The organism is Roseovarius sp. THAF8, assembly GCF_009363735.1.
GTDB lineage: Bacteria > Pseudomonadota > Alphaproteobacteria > Rhodobacterales > Rhodobacteraceae > Roseovarius.
The window spans coordinates 3,608,768-3,621,424 of record NZ_CP045410.1 but is presented as its reverse complement, the minus strand read 5'-3'; the positions used below and the strand labels follow the sequence as shown (position 1 = coordinate 3,621,424).

Sequence of the window (12,657 nt, the reverse complement as noted above, 5' to 3'; positions counted from 1 at the left end):
AAATGATTGTCAGAGACTTCAACAAGATCACCGAGAACGAAAAAGACCGCGTCGTCTCGGACGCCAACTGGACAAGCGTCCGGATGCTGCTGGCCGACGACAACATGGGCTTTTCGTTCCACATCACCTTCCTCGAAGCCGGTTCCGAACACACGTTCGAATACAAGAACCACTTCGAGAGCGTCTACTGCATGCAGGGCACCGGCTCGATCACCGATATCGCCACCGGCGAAACCCACGAGATCAAGCCCGGCGTGATGTATGCGCTGGACAAGCACGATCGCCACATCCTGCGCGCCACCGAAGAGCTGGTCATGGCCTGCTGCTTCAACCCGCCGGTCACCGGCAACGAGGTCCATCAGGAAGATGGCTCTTACGCGGCGCCAGAACCTGCCGAGGCGTGAACCAATGACCCACACAGTGGAAAAGATCGGCGGGACGTCCATGTCCCGCCTGCACGAACTGCGCGACACGCTGTTCATCAAGGATGGAGAGCCTCAGTACGGCCGCATCTTCGTGGTCTCGGCCTTCGGTGGCATCACCGACATGTTGCTGGAGCACAAGAAGACGGGCGAGGATGGTGCCTATGCGGCGTTCGCCGATGCCGAAGACGAACACGGCTGGCACGACGCGCTGACCCGCGCTTGTCGCGCCATGATCAAGGCGCACGAGGACGTGCTCGAACATCCCGGCGACATATCGCAGGCCACGGCCTTCGTGAATGAACGCATCGAGGGCGCGCGCAACTGCCTGATCGACCTGCAGCGCCTGTGCTCCTACGGCCATTTCCGCCTGAATGCGCACCTGATGCATATTCGCGAGCTGCTGTCGGGCCTCGGCGAGGCGCACAGCGCCCACGTGGCCGCACTGGTGCTGAAGCGCGCCGGCGTGAATGCCCGCGCCGTCGACCTGACCGGCTGGCGCGAAGATGGCGAGGTCACCTTGGACGAGCGCATCAACAACGCCATGTCCAGCGTCGACCCGGCCACCGAGATGCCCATCGTCACCGGCTATGCCCAGTGCCGCGAGGGCCTGATGAAGGAATTCGACCGCGGCTATTCCGAGGTCACGTTTTCCCAGATGGCCGCCCTCACCGGCGCGCGCGAAGCCATCATTCACAAGGAGTTCCACCTCTCCTCCGCCGACCCCAAGCTGGTCGGCGCCGAGAACGTGCGCACCCTGGGTCACACCAACTACGACGTGGCCGACCAGATGGCCAATCTCGGGATGGAGGCGATCCACCCCTCCGCCGCCAAGACCCTGCGCCAGGCCGGCGTGCCCCTGCGCGTCACCAACGCGTTCGAGCCGGATGAGCCCGGCACGGTCATCGACGACCAGCCTGCCGACACACCGGCGGTCGAAATGGTCACGGGCCTTGATATCATCGCGCTGGAAGTGTTCGAACAGGACATGGTCGGCGTCAAAGGCTACGACGCCGCCATCCTCGACACCCTGACGCGTCATGACGTGCGCATCGTGTCGAAAGCGTCGAACGCCAACACCATCACGCATTACGTGGACGCATCGGTCAAGGCCATGCGCAAGGTGGCCGACGACTTGGCCGAGAAGTACCCCCAGTCTGAGATCCGCAACCGCAAGCTTGCCCTGGTCTCCGTCATCGGGCGCGATCTCGACGGGCTCAGCACCCTGCAACGCGGCCTTCAGGCGCTGGACGACAACGGCATGGCCTCGCTCGGGGCCACCCAGGGTCCGCGCCACGTCGACACGCAGTTCATCCTTGAACGCGAAGACCGCGACCCGGCGATAAAGGCGCTGCACGACGTGTTCTTCGGCAAGGCGTCCGACCCTGCAAAAAAGTCTGACATCACCATCGCTGCCTGACAGCGGCCTTGCCCCAATGAAAAGAGAAAAGCGCGTGCCGACATCCCGGCACGCGCTTTTTGCATTCCGGCGATCAAGCGGTGCTCAGCCGTCCAGCGATTTAGGCAAGGTGCTTTCGAACACGTTACCCTCGGTATCCGTGGCCTTCACCGTCAGGTCGGTCGATCCGTTGTCGTTGTAGAAGAACCGGAACGACGGGTTCTCCGAAATCGAAATCCCGCCCGTCATCTTGAACAGCATCTCGTCGCCCTGCCGCACCTCGATCGTGTCGATGAAATGCGCCGGTATGAACAGCTGCGTGATCTGGTCGCGTTGCAGCCCCGAATAATTCGGATGCCGGATCATGATCTGCGCCTCGCGCCGGGGCGTCGACACCGCCGCCGTCTCGCCAAAGCTGCGCAGCTTCATCCGGCCCATGCCCGCCAGTGCCTGCTCGGGGTCTTTCGAGGCCGGGGCCGAACAGCCGCCCGACGCCTTCACGAACCGCCCGGTCATGTAAAGACCGTCCTGGGTTTCAGTGATCACGCGCACGTTGGAATACTGGTTCACCCGCACCCGCATCTCGAAATCGAGCGGGCCCATGCCGGGACCGAACGTGAATTCACCGGCAACTGGCGCGGGGTTTTCGTCGATCACAACAATGGCCGACTTTATCCGTGCGTCGGGATCGGTCTGCTTCAGCTGCACCGGCACGGTCGCCGCATCATGCGCCCGGTACGGCGCCTTAACGCTGAGCGGGACCTCCGCCTCCTCCAGCGTGGCCTCGCCCAGAACGTCATGGCGCAGATCCTGCCAGGTCGGGCTGTCGGTCAAGGGGTTCTTGACCGCCTCCTCAGCCCAACCAGCAGATGCCGCAAGGCCCAGCGCCAGGGCGGATGCAATTGCATGTCTCATACGGTCTCCTCCCGTAATGCGACCGTGTTATGCCACGAAACGGCGGCAAAATCCACTTATACGAAATGGGGCATGGACCTCACAATCGCGTGTGGCATCCTTCGCCCATGTTCGAAGTCGTGGTCACAACCTGTCTTGCGCTTGCCTCTGGCGGGGCCGACCCGGCCTGCCGCGATATGCTGCTGGCGGGGTACGAGACTCCCACGCAGGCCGCGTGCGAGGCGCAACTGCCCGATCTTTCACGGAAATACGACGACCCGCACTGTGTCCCCATCGGCCGCGCGCTCGAGATAACCGAGGTCGCACCGGGCGTTTTCGCCCATCTGGGCCGGATCGAGGAACCCGACCAGGACAATCGCGGCGATGTCGCCAATCTCGGCTTCATCCTGGGCGCCGACAGCGTCGCGGTGATCGACACCGGCTCCGCCCGCTGGATCGGCGAGTCGCTCTGGCGCGCCATCCGCCAGCACACCGACAAGCCCGTCAGCCACGTCATCCTGACCCACATGCATCCCGATCACGTGCTGGGCACCGACGCCTTTCGCACCACCGGGGCCAATATCGTCTCCCACGCCACCCTGCCCCGCGCGCTGGCCGACCGGCAGGCCAATTACGCGGAAAGCCTCACGCGCCTCATCGGCCCCGCCTTCGCCGGCTCCGCCGCGCCCGAGGCCGACATCACCGTGCCGCCCGACGCGCCGGTGCAGATCGACCTCGGCGACCGCATCCTTACCCTGCACGCCTGGCCCACCGCGCATACCGGCAACGACCTGACCGTGCTGGACCAGGAAACCGGCACGTTTTTCACCGGCGACCTCGTCTTCCACCTGCACACCCCCGCCCTCGACGGCAGCGTGCTGGGCTGGCTCGACGTGCTGGAACAGCTGCAAACACTGGACATCGCCCGCATCGTGCCGGGGCATGGCGGCCCGGTGCTGGACTGGCCCGAAGGCGCAAAGGACCAGCGCCGTTATCTCGAAACCCTGCGCGACGACACCCGCGCTGCCATTGCGAACGGCACCCGCCTTGGCGATGCCGTCACCACGATCGCGGACAGTGAGGCGGACAAATGGCAGCTTTTCGAGGCCTACAATCCCCGCAACGCCACCGTCGCCTTTACCGAACTGGAATGGGAATAGAGCTTAGTCCTTGGCCACGTCCTGCAGCATCTGCGCGATGGCAAACAGCCGCTTTTCGATCAGCTGCGGCGTCTCGCACAGGTAAGTGATGGACTGCTGCCGGTCCGAGTAGATCACCTGGTCCCAGTCCAGCTTTTCCTCCAACGCGTCGATCCGGTCGTAATCCGGCGCGTCCGCCTCCAGGGCCGTATCCATCTCCAGCCGCATCTCGTCGATCTTCTCGGCCAGCGCGATCTGCCCCAGCGAGAAATCCGCGATCCCGTTGATGATCCGCGACCGGCGGGTGTTGAGCGACTTGAACGTCTGCGCGAACACCCGGCCCAGATTGTCCGCCCTGTCCTCCGGCCAGCGCCCGGCAAACTCCTCCGCCGCCTGCCGCAGCGCGTCCATCTCCAGCCGCCGCACCGCAAGCGTTCCGGCAAGGTCCCGGATATCCGCCGCCAGCGCCGAATCCTCGACCTCGTCCTCCGGCAGCGCGATGGGCCACATCAGCCCCAGCGACAGCTCTTCGACCTTGCGCTGAACGCAGGGCCATGTCGGGTCCGAAAAATCCGCCGCCACCAATGGCGCGGCGGTGCCCATGACGGCGGCGAATGCCGTTAAAACCAGCGTCCTCATACGGTCCTCCCTTGATCCCATGGGAACACGGACATCCATTCCCGGCAAGGGTTCACTTTGGAATACCAACCAAGGTACTAATTGTGCGGCGGCATGGCCGCCCCCTACCATAACCTTGATTCACGTGCCTGTCTGCGGCGCGAACGGGAGGAAATACACTATCATGCGCACCAAAGCTGCCGTGGCCCTCGAGGCCGGCAAACCACTGGAAATTATGGAAGTCGAACTCGAAGGCCCCAAGGCCGGCGAGGTTCTGGTGGAGATAAAGGCCACCGGCCTGTGCCACACCGACGAATTCACCCGCTCGGGCGACGACCCCGAGGGCATCTTTCCCGCAATTCTGGGCCATGAAGGCGCCGGCGTGGTGATGGAAGTGGGCGAAGGCGTCACCACGCTCAAACCCGGCGATCACGTGATCCCGCTCTACACGCCCGAATGTCGCGAATGCGCCTCCTGCCTCTCGGGCAAGACCAACCTCTGCACCGCGATTCGCAACACCCAAGGCCAAGGCCTGATGCCCGACGGCACGACCCGGTTCAAGATGCTCGACGGCACCCCGATCCATCACTACATGGGCTGCTCGACCTTCGCCAACCACACGGTCATGCCAGAAATCGCGCTGGCCAAGGTGCGCGAGGACGCGCCCTTCGACAAGATCTGCTACATCGGCTGCGGCGTCACCACCGGCATCGGTGCGGTCATCAACACCGCCGGGGTCGAGATCGGCTCCACCGCGGCGGTCTTCGGCCTCGGCGGCATCGGCCTTAACGTGATCCAGGGCCTGCGCATGGCGGGCTGCGACATGATCATCGGCGTCGACCTGAACGACGACAAGGCCGAGATGGCCAAGAAGTTCGGCATGACCCATTTCGTGAACCCCACCAAGGTCGACAACACGGTCCAGGAGATCGTGAATATGACCAAACGGGGCAACGACCAGATCGGCGGCGTGGACTACTCCTTCGACGCCACCGGCAACGTCAAGGTGATGCGCGACGCGCTGGAATGCTCGCACCGCGGCTGGGGCTGCTCGGTCATCATCGGCGTGGCCCCCGCGGGCGCCGAAATCTCCACCCGCCCCTTCCAGCTGGTCACCGGCCGGGTCTGGAAAGGCACTGCCTTCGGCGGCGCCAAGGGCCGGACGGACGTGCCGAAATTCGTCGACTGGTACATGGACGGCAAGATCGAGATCGACCCCATGATCACCCACAAGCTCAAGCTGGAAGAGATCAACCACGGGTTCGAACTGATGCACGAAGGCAAGTCGATCCGCGCCGTGGTGGAGTTCTGATTTGTCCATCGAGGTCGTCTCTCAGAACAGGAGCTTCGGCGGCGAACAGGTCGTCTACAAGCACAGTTCCAACACCTGTGCCTGCGAGATGACCTACGCCGTCTACCAGCCTCCGCAGGCCAAGGATGGCCCGGTTCCGGTGCTCTGGTACCTGTCGGGCCTGACCTGCAACCACGAAAACGCCATGACCAAGGGCGGCTTTCAGGAACACGCAGCGCGCGAAGGCATCGCGCTGGTGTTCCCCGACACCTCGCCCCGGGGCGAGAACGTGGCCGATGACGAGGCGTACGATCTGGGCCAAGGGGCGGGCTTTTACGTCAACGCCACCTGCGACCCGTGGCGGCAGCATTACCGGATGTACGACTACATCGTGAACGAGCTTTACTCGATCATCGCGGAAACCCAGCCGGTGCAGGACCGTCACGGCATCACCGGGCACTCGATGGGCGGGCATGGCGCCATGACCATCGCCATGCGCAACCCCGACAAGTTCGAGTCGCTCTCGGCCTTTGCCCCCATCGCCAACCCAACCCGCTCGGACTGGGGGCGCAAGCAACTCAGCGCCTATCTGGGCGACGACGAAAGCACTTGGGCGCAGCACGATTCCACCCTTCTGCTGGAAGAACACGGCTGGAAGGGCGACGTCCTGATCGACCAGGGATCGAGCGACCAGTTCCTCGACCTGCTGAAACCCGAGGCGCTGGCCGACACCATGGCCAAACGCCGCCAGCCCGGCCAGATCCGCATCCAGCCGGGCTATGACCATTCGTATTTCTTTGTGCAGACCTTCGCCGCCGACCACGTCTCGTGGCACGCCGACCGCCTGCATCACTGATGTGTGTACTGACACTGTTGACTAGGGAGACATCAACTTGACCATCCGTACCATCCTCGCCGCCAGCATCCTGGCAACCACGCCCGCCCTGGGCTTTGCCCAAGACGTCGAAGGCGACGCCGAAGCCGGTGAAAAAGTGTTCCGCAAATGCATGGCCTGCCACGCCGTCGGCGAAGGCGCCAAGAACAAGGTCGGCCCCGTGCTGACCGGCATCGTTGGCGCGCCCGTCGCGGCGAACGAGGATTTCGACTATTCCGACGTGCTCGCCGAGATGGGTGCCGAGGGCAAGGAGTGGACGCCCGGCGAACTGGCGGCCTTCCTCGAGAAGCCGCGCGACTACGCCAAGGGCACCAAGATGGCCTTTGCCGGTCTGCGCAAGGAGGAAGAAAGAATGAACGTGATCGCGTATCTCGCCTCCACGGGCGAATAACGCGGCACGTCCGAGACGCGGGGGCTCCAGGAAGGAGAGAGCTTGGGATCCCCGCTTTAACGGTCGATCATCGACCATTCCAATGCAGCGGCACACCGCTGCTTACATGGGAGGACTACAATGAAGAAGCTTATGCTTTTAACCTCGGGTCTGGCGCTCTGCGCTGGCATGGCCGTCGCCAACGACGACCTTGTCACGCAGATGGACGACCCCACTCAATGGGCGATCCAGACGGGCGACTACAAGAACCAGCGCCATTCCAAGCTGGATTCGATCAACAAGGAAAACGTGGGTGACCTGCAGGTCGCATGGACCTTCTCGACCGGCGTCCTGCGCGGTCACGAAGGCTCGCCGCTCGTCGTGGGCGACACCATGTATGTCCACACGCCCTTCCCCAACATCGTCTACGCGCTCGATCTGGCCGACGAAGGCAAGATCAAGTGGAAGTACGAGCCCAAGCAGGACCCGGACGTCATTCCGGTGATGTGCTGTGACACCGTCAACCGCGGTGTGGCCTATGCCGACGGCAAGATCTTCCTGCACCAGGCCGACACCAAGGTCGTGGCTCTGAACGCTGACGACGGTTCGGTCGAATGGGAAGTCGTCAACGGCGACCCGTCCATCGGCGAAACCAACACCGCGACCGTTCTTCCGGTCAAGGACAAGGTCATCGTCGGCATCTCGGGCGGCGAATTCGGCGTGCGCGGTCACGTGACCGCCTACAACATGTCGGACGGCACCCAGGCCTGGCGCGCCTACTCGATGGGCCCCGACGAGGATATCCTCGTGGACCCCGAGAACACGACCCACCTGGGCGAGCCTGTCGGCGAAAACTCCGGCACCAACACCTGGGAAGGCGACCAGTGGCAAATCGGCGGCGGCACCACCTGGGGCTGGTACTCGGCGGATCTCGAAGAGAACCTGATGTACTACGGTACCGGCAACCCGTCGACGTGGAACCCCTCGCAGCGTCCCGGCGACAACCGCTGGTCCATGACCGTCATGGCCCGCGACATCGACACGGGCCAGGCCAAGTGGTTCTACCAGATGACCCCGCATGACGAGTGGGATTACGACGGCGTCAACGAAATGATCCTCACGGAGCAGGAAATTGACGGCGAGGAGCGCAAGCTTCTGACCCACTTCGACCGTAACGGCCTGGCCTACACGATGGACCGTGTGTCAGGTGAACTTCTGGTCGCCGAAAAGTACGACCCGGTCGTGAACTGGACCTCCGGCGTCGACATGGACCCCGAGTCCGACACCTACGGTCGTCCCGAAGTGGTGGCGCAATACTCCACCGAGCAGAACGGCGAAGACGTCAACTCCACCGGCATCTGCCCGGCGGCGCTTGGCACCAAGGACCAGCAACCGGCGGCCTATGACCCGGAAACCCAGCTGTTCCTGGTTCCGACCAACCACGTCTGCATGGACTACGAACCGTTCCGCGTCAGCTACACCGCAGGTCAGCCCTATGTGGGCGCGACCCTGTCGATGTACCCTGCCCCGGACAGCCATGGCGGCATGGGCAACTTCATCGCCTGGGATAACATCAACGGCGAAATCAAGTGGTCCAACCCCGAGCAGTTCTCGGTCTGGTCCGGTGCTCTGACCACCGCCGGTGGCATCACCTTCTACGGTACGCTCGAAGGCTACCTGAAGGCGGTCGACACCTCCACGGGTGAGGAACTCTACAAGTTCCGCACGCCCTCGGGCATTATCGGCAACGTGATGACCTACGAGCGCGACGGCAAACAGTATGTCGCCGTCCTCTCGGGCGTCGGTGGCTGGGCCGGCATCGGTCTCGCGGCCGGTCTGACCAACCCCAACGACGGTCTGGGCGCCGTGGGTGGCTACGCCGCTCTCAGCGACTACACCGCACTGGGTGGTCAGCTGACCGTGTTCGCTCTGCCGGACTAAGCGAAACGCAACAGCCGGGGCCGGTCCTCCTTCGGGAAGGCCGGCCCTGTGCCCAAGATAAACGACGCATAATCAGTACCAAAAACAGGAAAGGTATGACCGCATCATGAGCACCGGACTCCGCTTGACACTCGCCTCGGCCCTGGTCGCGCTGCCGATCACCGCCTCGGCTCAGAACTGGAGCGATCAGCCGGTCGATCCTGCAAACCACGACGAGACCGTCGCCTACGAAGAAGGCGGGCGCTACTACAACGAAGAAGACGTGCCCACCTACAACGTGGCCGAGGACGGCACCGTCGACTGGATGACCTTCTCGGGCTTCCGCCGCTATCACGCCGAATGCCACGTGTGCCACGGCCCCGATGGCGAAGGCTCGTCCTACGCCCCCAAGGTCAAGAATTCCGCCGTCCACATGGGCTATTACGATTTCTACGACGTGGTCGTGAACGGACGCGGCAACGGCAACTCCGTCATGCCCCACTTCGGAGACAACCCGAACGTGATGTGCTATCTCGACGACATCTACGTCTATCTCAAGGCCCGCGGCATGGAGGCTGTCCCACGCGGACGCCCTGGCTCGAAAGAGGCCAAGTCCGACGCGATCCAAGAGGATGAAGATGCCTGCATGGGCTAAATCTCTCGCGACACGCGCCGCCGCCCGCCTCACCGGCTCGGCGGCGCTTTGCCTTTCCGCGCTGCTGATGTCCGGGCCGGCGACGGCCCAGACCTCCGATCTCGTGTCGCAGAACGCGCTGCGCGTCTGCGCGGATCCGGCCAATTATCCCATGTCCACCAAGGAGGGCACGGGGTACGAAAACAAGCTGGCCGAACTCATCGCGTCCAAGCTTGACCTGCCTGTGCAATACACCTGGTATCCGCAAGCCACGGGGTTCATCCGCAACACTCTGAAGGTCAAGCGCTGCGACATCGTGATGGGCTACGCGCAAGGCCACGAACTGGTGCTGAACACCAACCACTACTTCAGCTCGGTCTATACCCTGATCGTCCCGCAGGACAGCCCGCTCGCCTCGGTCGAGACCCTCACCGACAAGGCCCTGAAAGACACCCGCATCGGCATCATCGCCGGCACGCCGCCCTCGGCGCATCTCGCGCGGCACGGGCTCATTGGCAAGGCCAAGCCCTACAACCTCGTCGTCGACCGCCGGCACGAGAACCCCGCCATCAGCATGCTCGACGACCTCAAGGCCGGCGACATCGACGCCGCCATCCTGTGGGGTCCCCTCGGTGGCCCGCTGGTCAAGACCGACTACCCCGGCATGAAGGTGATCCCCCTCATCAACGAGGAGCTGCCCCCGCGCCTCTTCTTCCGCATCACCATGGGCGTGCGGCAAGGTGAAAAGGTCTGGCAGCGCGAACTCAATTCGCTCATCCGCCGCCACCAGGACGAAATCAACGCGCTTCTGACCGAGGCCGGCGTGCCGCTGGTCAGCGACATGGGCAACGAGCTTCTGGATCTGGGACAGTGAAACGTCTCTTGGTGGCCCTCGCCCTTGCGGCCTGGGCCGCCACCGCAGCCACCGCCCAAGACGTGGCCGAACCCTCCGACTACCGAATGGACCACTACCGCGCCCCTGTGCCAGCCACGCTTGAGGGCGGCACCGTCATCGACGCCGAAGAAGCCCATGCCCTGTGGGAAGCTGACGAAGCTGCCTTCATCGACGTCCTGCCCCGCGCACCCAAGCCCGATAACCTGCCCGAGGGCACCATCTGGCGCGACAAGCCGCGCCCCAGCATCCCCGGCGCGATCTGGCTGCCCAACGTCGGTTACGGCGCGCTGGCCGATATCACCGCCGATTATTTCCGCGCCGGGCTCGATCACGCCACCGGGGGCGACCCCGCCCACCCGGTGGTTTTCTTCTGCCTCGAAGATTGCTGGATGAGCTGGAACGCCGCGAAACGCGCAATCGAATGGAACCATTCGCAGGTCTACTGGTTCCCCGATGGTACGGACGGGTGGGCATTTCAGGATTATCCGCTGCAGGAAATCAAGCCTTTCCCCACCCCCTGACACGCGCCGAGGCGCAGTAAATTTGCCGTTTGGCCGGGTCGTCCCATATGGTTTGAAAGCGACTCACGCAACGAAGACACTTAGACCTGGGAGTGGAAACATTGAATGACAAGTTGATTTACGGGGTCCTGATCGCGGCCGTCGCCGTGCTTCTGGCAGTGGCAGCCCTGCGCCCGAAACCCGAACCGCTGGGCGACCAGACCGCCCAGGCCAGCAGCGAAACCTCTGAGGAAGATGCCGCCGCCGAAGGCGACAGTGAAGGCTCCGAAGACCAAGCAGCCGCCGCCGAGAGCGACAGCGAAGGATCCGAAGACCAAGCAGCCGCCGCCGAGAGCGACAGCGAAGGTTCCGAAGACCAAGCCGCCTCCGCCGAGAGCGACAGCGAAGGCTCAGAAGACCAAGCCGCCTCGGCCGAGAGCGACAGCGAAGGCTCAGAAGACCAAACAGCCGCATCCGAGAGTGACAGCGAAGGTTCCGAGCAACAAGCCGCCGCATCCGAAGGCGACAGCGAAGGCTCCGAAGACCAAGCCGCCGCCTCCGAGAGCGACAGCGAAGGTTCCGAAGAACAAGCCGCCGCATCCGAGAGCGACAGCGAAGGTTCTGAAGAGCAAGCCGCCGCATCCGAAGGCGACAGCGAAGGCTCCGAAGACCAAGCCGCCGCCTCCGAAAGCGGCAGCGAAGGCTCCGAAGAACAAGCCGCCGCATCCGAGAGCGACAGCGAAGGTTCCGAGGAACAAGCCGCCTCCGAAAGCAGCAGCGAAGGTGCCGAAGATCAAGCCGCCGCATCCGAGAGCAGCAGCGAAGGTTCCGAAGAACAAGCCGCCGCATCCGAGAGCGACAGCGAAGGTTCTGAAGAGCAAGCCGCCGCCTCCGAGAGCGACAACGAAGGTTCCGAGGAACAAGCCGCCGCATCCGAAAGCGGCAGCGAAGGCTCCGAAGAACAAGCCGCCGCATCCGAGAGCGACAGCGAAGGTTCCGAGGAACAGGCCGCCGCATCCGAGAGCAGCAGCGAAGGTTCCGAAGAACAAGCCGCCGCATCCGAGAGCGACAGCGAAGGTTCCGAGGAACAAGCCGCCGCATCCGAGAGCGACAGCGAAGGTTCCGAGGAACAAGCCGCCTCCGAAAGCAGCAGCGAAGGTGCCGAAGATCAAGCCGCCGCATCCGAAAGCGGCAGCGAAGGCTCCGAAGATCAAGCCGCCGCGTCCGAAAGCGACAGCGGAGGCTCTGAAGAGCAAGCCGCCTCCTCCGAGAGCGATAGCGAAGGCTCCGAAGAACAGGCAGCCTCCTCTGAGAGCGATAGCGAGAGCACCGAGGGCACGCAATCCAGCGCCGACCAGATCGCCGCGCTCGAGGAACGTGTCGCAGCGCTCGAGGCTCAGCTCAGCGAAGGCGGCTCAGGCTCCGGCGACAGTGGATCCGCGTCAGGCGAAGACACCGAAACCTTCGGCGTCGGCTCCACCGCGGTCCTGAACGATGGCGACGTCCGCATCTTCGTCAGCTCCATCGCCGACGACACCGTGCGCTTTGCCGTCAACGGCTTCAACGTGCAATCCGCCGAGTCGGGCTCTGAGGTCGAGCTTGAAAACGGCTGCATGCTGACGGTCGAAGCCGTGGAGAACAACACCGCACGCTTCGCCACAGCCTGCGAATAAACACGAA

Annotated in this window: 13 protein-coding genes; 11 read left to right on the top strand and 2 right to left on the bottom strand. The window is 63.7% G+C overall.

Annotated features, from left to right (window positions below; all coding sequences use genetic code 11):
* The first annotated feature begins 2 nt into the window (after nucleotides 1-2).
* Both FIU85_RS17635 and FIU85_RS17630 read left to right on the top strand, forming a co-directional pair.
* Nucleotides 3-404 (top strand): ectoine synthase, encoded by a 402-nt coding sequence (locus tag FIU85_RS17635; RefSeq protein WP_152497823.1) that lies wholly within the window; start codon nucleotides 3-5, stop codon nucleotides 402-404.
* A gap of 4 nt (nucleotides 405-408) precedes the next feature.
* Nucleotides 409-1,842 (top strand): aspartate kinase, encoded by a 1,434-nt coding sequence (locus tag FIU85_RS17630; RefSeq protein WP_152497822.1) that lies wholly within the window; start codon nucleotides 409-411, stop codon nucleotides 1,840-1,842.
* 84 nt (nucleotides 1,843-1,926) lie between these two features.
* Here FIU85_RS17630 and FIU85_RS17625 read toward each other — a convergent pair whose 3' ends face one another.
* On the bottom strand, nucleotides 1,927-2,736 hold the full coding sequence (locus tag FIU85_RS17625) for a quinoprotein dehydrogenase-associated SoxYZ-like carrier (RefSeq protein WP_152497821.1): 810 nt from the start codon (nucleotides 2,734-2,736) through the stop codon (nucleotides 1,927-1,929).
* 107 nt (nucleotides 2,737-2,843) lie between these two features.
* On the opposite strand from FIU85_RS17625, the gene FIU85_RS17620 reads away from it, so the two are divergent.
* A complete protein-coding gene (locus FIU85_RS17620; RefSeq protein WP_152497820.1) occupies nucleotides 2,844-3,875 on the top strand; it encodes a quinoprotein relay system zinc metallohydrolase 2 in 1,032 nt (343 codons plus the stop codon).
* A gap of 3 nt (nucleotides 3,876-3,878) precedes the next feature.
* On the opposite strand, the gene FIU85_RS17615 is transcribed toward FIU85_RS17620, so the two are convergent.
* Nucleotides 3,879-4,493 carry a hypothetical protein gene (locus tag FIU85_RS17615; protein WP_152497819.1) on the bottom strand — a complete coding sequence of 205 codons (615 nt, stop codon included), beginning with the start codon at nucleotides 4,491-4,493 and terminating at the stop codon, nucleotides 3,879-3,881.
* A 163-nt stretch (nucleotides 4,494-4,656) separates the two neighbouring features.
* Here FIU85_RS17615 and FIU85_RS17610 point away from each other — a divergent pair, with 163 nt between their 5' ends.
* The 8 genes from FIU85_RS17610 to FIU85_RS17575 all read left to right on the top strand — a co-directional run bounded on the left by FIU85_RS17610 (nucleotide 4,657) and on the right by FIU85_RS17575 (nucleotide 12,650).
* Nucleotides 4,657-5,784: an S-(hydroxymethyl)glutathione dehydrogenase/class III alcohol dehydrogenase gene (locus FIU85_RS17610; RefSeq protein ID WP_152497818.1), complete on the top strand. Its 1,128-nt coding sequence runs from the start codon at nucleotides 4,657-4,659 to the stop codon at nucleotides 5,782-5,784.
* Nucleotides 5,785-5,791: 7 nt separating this feature from the next.
* On the top strand, nucleotides 5,792-6,619 hold the full coding sequence (fghA, locus tag FIU85_RS17605; RefSeq protein WP_152498309.1) for an S-formylglutathione hydrolase: 828 nt from the start codon (nucleotides 5,792-5,794) through the stop codon (nucleotides 6,617-6,619).
* Nucleotides 6,620-6,671: 52 nt separating this feature from the next.
* Nucleotides 6,672-7,049 carry a cytochrome c family protein gene (locus FIU85_RS17600; RefSeq protein ID WP_254703067.1) on the top strand — a complete coding sequence of 126 codons (378 nt, stop codon included), beginning with the start codon at nucleotides 6,672-6,674 and terminating at the stop codon, nucleotides 7,047-7,049.
* Nucleotides 7,050-7,169: 120 nt separating this feature from the next.
* Nucleotides 7,170-8,969 (top strand): methanol/ethanol family PQQ-dependent dehydrogenase, encoded by a 1,800-nt coding sequence (locus FIU85_RS17595; RefSeq protein WP_152497817.1) that lies wholly within the window; start codon nucleotides 7,170-7,172, stop codon nucleotides 8,967-8,969.
* 106 nt (nucleotides 8,970-9,075) lie between these two features.
* Nucleotides 9,076-9,603 carry a c-type cytochrome, methanol metabolism-related gene (locus FIU85_RS17590; protein ID WP_152497816.1) on the top strand — a complete coding sequence of 176 codons (528 nt, stop codon included), beginning with the start codon at nucleotides 9,076-9,078 and terminating at the stop codon, nucleotides 9,601-9,603.
* Between the two features lie 67 nt (nucleotides 9,604-9,670).
* Nucleotides 9,671-10,456: a substrate-binding domain-containing protein gene (locus FIU85_RS17585; RefSeq protein ID WP_254703066.1), complete on the top strand. Its 786-nt coding sequence runs from the start codon at nucleotides 9,671-9,673 to the stop codon at nucleotides 10,454-10,456.
* An 86-nt stretch (nucleotides 10,457-10,542) separates the two neighbouring features.
* Entirely contained in the window at nucleotides 10,543-10,998 is a 456-nt protein-coding gene (locus FIU85_RS17580; RefSeq protein WP_254703065.1) for a PQQ-dependent catabolism-associated CXXCW motif protein, read from the top strand.
* A 101-nt stretch (nucleotides 10,999-11,099) separates the two neighbouring features.
* Nucleotides 11,100-12,650 carry a hypothetical protein gene (locus tag FIU85_RS17575; protein ID WP_152497814.1) on the top strand — a complete coding sequence of 517 codons (1,551 nt, stop codon included), beginning with the start codon at nucleotides 11,100-11,102 and terminating at the stop codon, nucleotides 12,648-12,650.
* The last annotated feature ends 7 nt before the right edge of the window (nucleotides 12,651-12,657 follow it).

Excerpts from the sequence above, each read along its gene's own strand:
- FIU85_RS17635 (WP_152497823.1), top strand. The coding sequence starts at position 3 with ATGATTGTCAGAGACTTCAACAAGATCACCGAGAACGAAAAAGACCGC.
- FIU85_RS17630 (WP_152497822.1), top strand. The coding sequence starts at position 409 with ATGACCCACACAGTGGAAAAGATCGGCGGGACGTCCATGTCCCGCCTG.
- FIU85_RS17625 (WP_152497821.1), bottom strand. The coding sequence starts at position 2,736 with ATGAGACATGCAATTGCATCCGCCCTGGCGCTGGGCCTTGCGGCATCT.
- FIU85_RS17620 (WP_152497820.1), top strand. The coding sequence starts at position 2,844 with ATGTTCGAAGTCGTGGTCACAACCTGTCTTGCGCTTGCCTCTGGCGGG.
- FIU85_RS17615 (WP_152497819.1), bottom strand. The coding sequence starts at position 4,493 with ATGAGGACGCTGGTTTTAACGGCATTCGCCGCCGTCATGGGCACCGCC.
- FIU85_RS17610 (WP_152497818.1), top strand. The coding sequence starts at position 4,657 with ATGCGCACCAAAGCTGCCGTGGCCCTCGAGGCCGGCAAACCACTGGAA.
- FIU85_RS17595 (WP_152497817.1), top strand. The coding sequence starts at position 7,170 with ATGAAGAAGCTTATGCTTTTAACCTCGGGTCTGGCGCTCTGCGCTGGC.
- FIU85_RS17590 (WP_152497816.1), top strand. The coding sequence starts at position 9,076 with ATGAGCACCGGACTCCGCTTGACACTCGCCTCGGCCCTGGTCGCGCTG.
- FIU85_RS17585 (WP_254703066.1), top strand. The coding sequence starts at position 9,671 with ATGTCCGGGCCGGCGACGGCCCAGACCTCCGATCTCGTGTCGCAGAAC.
- FIU85_RS17580 (WP_254703065.1), top strand. The coding sequence starts at position 10,543 with ATGGACCACTACCGCGCCCCTGTGCCAGCCACGCTTGAGGGCGGCACC.